The 3,419-nt window shown below is 65.6% G+C and carries 4 protein-coding genes; all 4 read right to left on the bottom strand.

Going from position 1 to position 3,419, the window contains the following annotated elements; translation table 11 throughout:
* The coding region (locus VHL31_RS06650; RefSeq protein ID WP_329660423.1) for an SDR family NAD(P)-dependent oxidoreductase at positions 1 to 716 on the bottom strand (716 nt) is incomplete at its 3' end.
* A gap of 18 nt (positions 717 to 734) precedes the next feature.
* A complete protein-coding gene (locus VHL31_RS06655; protein ID WP_329660424.1) occupies positions 735 to 1,526 on the bottom strand; it encodes an ATP-binding cassette domain-containing protein in 792 nt (263 codons plus the stop codon).
* A 4-nt stretch (positions 1,527 to 1,530) separates the two neighbouring features.
* Positions 1,531 to 2,493, bottom strand: a complete 963-nt coding sequence (locus VHL31_RS06660; protein ID WP_329660425.1) for an ABC transporter permease — start codon at positions 2,491 to 2,493, stop codon at positions 1,531 to 1,533.
* A 17-nt stretch (positions 2,494 to 2,510) separates the two neighbouring features.
* The coding region (locus VHL31_RS06665) for a substrate-binding domain-containing protein (RefSeq protein ID WP_329660426.1) at positions 2,511 to 3,419 on the bottom strand (909 nt) is incomplete at its 5' end.

Raw genomic sequence — 3,419 nt, forward strand, 5'->3', positions numbered from 1 at the left:
GTGATGAACTTCGCGCGATCCGAAACCAGGAACATCAGCGCTTCGGCGATGTCGTCGGGGCTGCCGCGGTACTTCAGGGCCTGGTGGTCGAGCAGGAACTGGATGTAGCTTTCCAGCTGGTCGGCCCAGACCTCGCGCTCCAGGGCGGTGGGAATGGCGCCGGGGCTGATGCAGTTGACCCGGATGCCGAACCGGCCGAGCTCTCGGGCGAGCGAGCGGGTCAGGCCCAGCAGCGTGCCTTTCGAGCCGACATAGGCGGTGAAGTTCTCCCAGCCGCCGTTCAGCGTCACCGTGGTGATGTTGACGATCTGCCCCCAGCCCTTCCGCTTCATCGACGGCACGGTGGCCTGGGCGATGGCGACGCAGGCGGTGGCGTTGATGTCCTGGACGCGCTGCCACTCGGCCAGGTCATAGGCGTCGATCGCCTTCAAGGGATTGATGGCGGCGTTGTTGACGACGATGTCGATGCCGCCATGCTCCGCGTCCAGGCGCGCGACCAGGTCCTTGGTAGCCTGCGGGTCGGCCAGGTCGCACGGGACCCAGAGCAGCTCTGCGGCACCGGCCGCCAACTGCCCACGCAGCTCGTCGACGGCTTCCTGCCCCTTCACGTCGAGCATCAGGACCTTGGCACCGGCTTCGGCCAGGAACTTCGACTGGACAACGCCCAGCCCGCCGGCGGCGCCGGTCACGAGCGCAGTTCGGCCCTGATGTTCCATCGACTTAGGCTCCATTCCTCACACGATCATCTCGGTCATCTCCTCAAGGGAGATGTCGCTCTTACGGACGTCCGCGATCTTCTCGCCGCGCGCCATCGCCACGATCCGGTCGGCGATCGGATGCACGTGGTGGAGGTTGTGGCTGATGAAGATCGAGGTGATCCCCTGCCCCTTCAGCTCCTGGACATAATCCAGGACCTTGTTGGTCTCCTTGACGGACAGGTGATTCGTCGGCTCGTCAAGGATCAGCATCTTCGATTTGAAGTACATGGCCCGTGCGATGGCCACGGCCTGGCGCTGCCCGCCGGACAGCTCCTCGACCGGCGTGTCCGGCGAGCGGGTGCGCAGGTCGATGTTGGTGAGCGAGCGGATCGCCGTCTCGGCCATGGCGCGCCCGTCCATCCAGCCGAGGCCGAGCAGGGACCATTTGAGCGGTTCGCGACCGATGAACATGTTCCGGGCGATCGACATGGCAGGGACCATGGCGGTATACTGGTAGATGGTCTCGATCCCCAGCGCCATGGCGGCCTTGGGCGAGGTCAGCGCCACCTCCTTGCCCTCGATGAAGATCCTGCCGGAGTCCGGCCGGTGCACGCCGGAAAGGAGCTTGATGAGGGTCGACTTGCCGGCACCGTTGTCGCCGACCAGGCCCACGATCTCGCCGGGCTCGGCATGGAAGTCGACGGCTTTCAGGGCATGCACGCCGCCGTACCACTTCTCCAGGCCTTCGCAGCGCACCAGGGCCTGCGGGCTCGGCTTCACGAACCCTGCGGCATCCTGGTGGCGTTCCTCCAGATGGACCGTGGTCATGCGATCAGCCCTTCATCTTGCGGGCACGGGCACGGAGCGAGATGTTGAGGATGACGGCCAGGATGGTCAGCGTGCCGATCGCCATGCGAAACCAGTTGGCATCAATGCGGGCCATGACCAAGCCGTTATCGATGGCGCGGATCAGCACGGTGCCGATCAGAAAGCCCGCGATCGAGCCGATCCCGCCCATCAACGAGGTGCCGCCGATCACGGCTGCGGCGATCGCCTGCAGTTCCAGTCCCTCGCCTAAGGACGGCAGGGCGGATCGGAGGCGGAAGGTGGTAATCATGCCGGCAAAGCCTGCCAGGAACGAGCAGAGCATGAAGCAGAACAGCTTCACCTTGCGGGTGTCGATGCCCATGTCGTCCGCCGCCTGACGCTGCCCACCGGTGGCATAGATCCAGTTGCCGAGATTGGTGCGGTGGAGGACGATGGCCAGGACGGCGATGAAGAGGAGGAACCAGAGCATCGAGGCGCGGAACAGGCCGAGGTCGGCCACGAACAGCCAAGTGGGCGCGGTCGTGGGAAAGGGCGGCGGGAAGCCGCCGGAGAGGACCGTGGCGGTCGAGCGGGCGATGAACAGCATGCCGAGCGTGGTGACGAAGCTCGGGATGTTGAAGGTGAGCGTGATCCAGCCGTTGATGTAGCCGACCACGAGGCCGGCGCAGAGGCCGACGACGATCGCGACCGCAGGCGGCAATCCCAGCTTGCCGGTCAGCACCACGATCAGCATCGGGACGAGCGCGAAGACGGAGCCGACCGACAGGTCGAACTCCCCCGCGATCATCAGGATGCCCACGCCAAGGGCCAGGATGCCCAGTTCGGGCAGCGCGAACAGGATGACCCGGAGGTTGGCCTGGCTCATGAACTGCGGGGCGTAGAGGGCGAAGCCCACCAGCACCACCAGCAGCATCACGAGCGCGCTGATCTCCGGGCGGGACAGGAGCGTCTTGGCGAGGCGATTCATGGAGTTGGCGCGCCTTCCTAGCGCACGCCCTGCTGCGATAGCTCGATCAGCGCGTCGATCTGGTCCGGCGTCACCAGGGCCTTGCCGGTGTTGGCGTCATAGGCGCCGAGCTTGTACTTGTTGATCATGTGGAGCTGGTGGATCGGGATGTAGCCCTGCAGGAAGGGCTGCTGGTCGATGGTGAGCTGGATGTAGCCGCTCTTCATCTCGTCCATGACCACCGGCACCAGGTCGAAGCAGGCCAGCAGCACCTCGCCCGGCTGCTTGCCGAGGTCGCGCAGGGACACGGCCGCCCCGGCGGCCCAGTAGCCGACGTCGAAATAGGCGGTGGTTGGCGTGGACTGCACATAGGCGGCGACGCGCTGCCCGGTCACCGACAGGTCGAGCCCGGAATCGATCTTCTCGTAGGTGATCTCGCGGCCCGGGTTGGCGGCCTTGTACTCGTCCATGAACCGGGCGATGCCGGCACCACGGCTCTCCGCCCAGACCTGACCCGGACCGGAGATGCCGATCAGCACGTGGATCGGGCCCTCGGCCGGGAACTTCTCCGACAGGCCCTTGGCGAGGTCATAGCCGGCCTGCTCCAGGTCCTGCCCGGTGAAGGACAGGCGGTGGGTCTTCTCCGGGTGGTCCACGTTCGAGGCCAGCACCGGGATGCCGGCGGCCTGGGCGCGCTCGAGCGTCTCGTCGAATACCGCACCGCCGGCAAACGTCATGATGATGCCGGACGGGTTCTGGGCGATCGTTGCTTCCAGGTTGTTCAGCTGTTCCTGGAAGTTGCCGTCCTGCTGGAGGAAGACCATCTGGCAGTCTGCCTGGATCTGGCCGCAGGCTTCGTCCATGCCCTTCTTCACCGCTTGCCAGAACACGTTGGTCGGCGTGGCATGGTGGAGATAGGTATAGCGTTCGGTGTCCTGGGCCTGGGC

The organism is Geminicoccus sp., from assembly GCF_036263595.1.
GTDB lineage: Bacteria > Pseudomonadota > Alphaproteobacteria > Geminicoccales > Geminicoccaceae > Geminicoccus.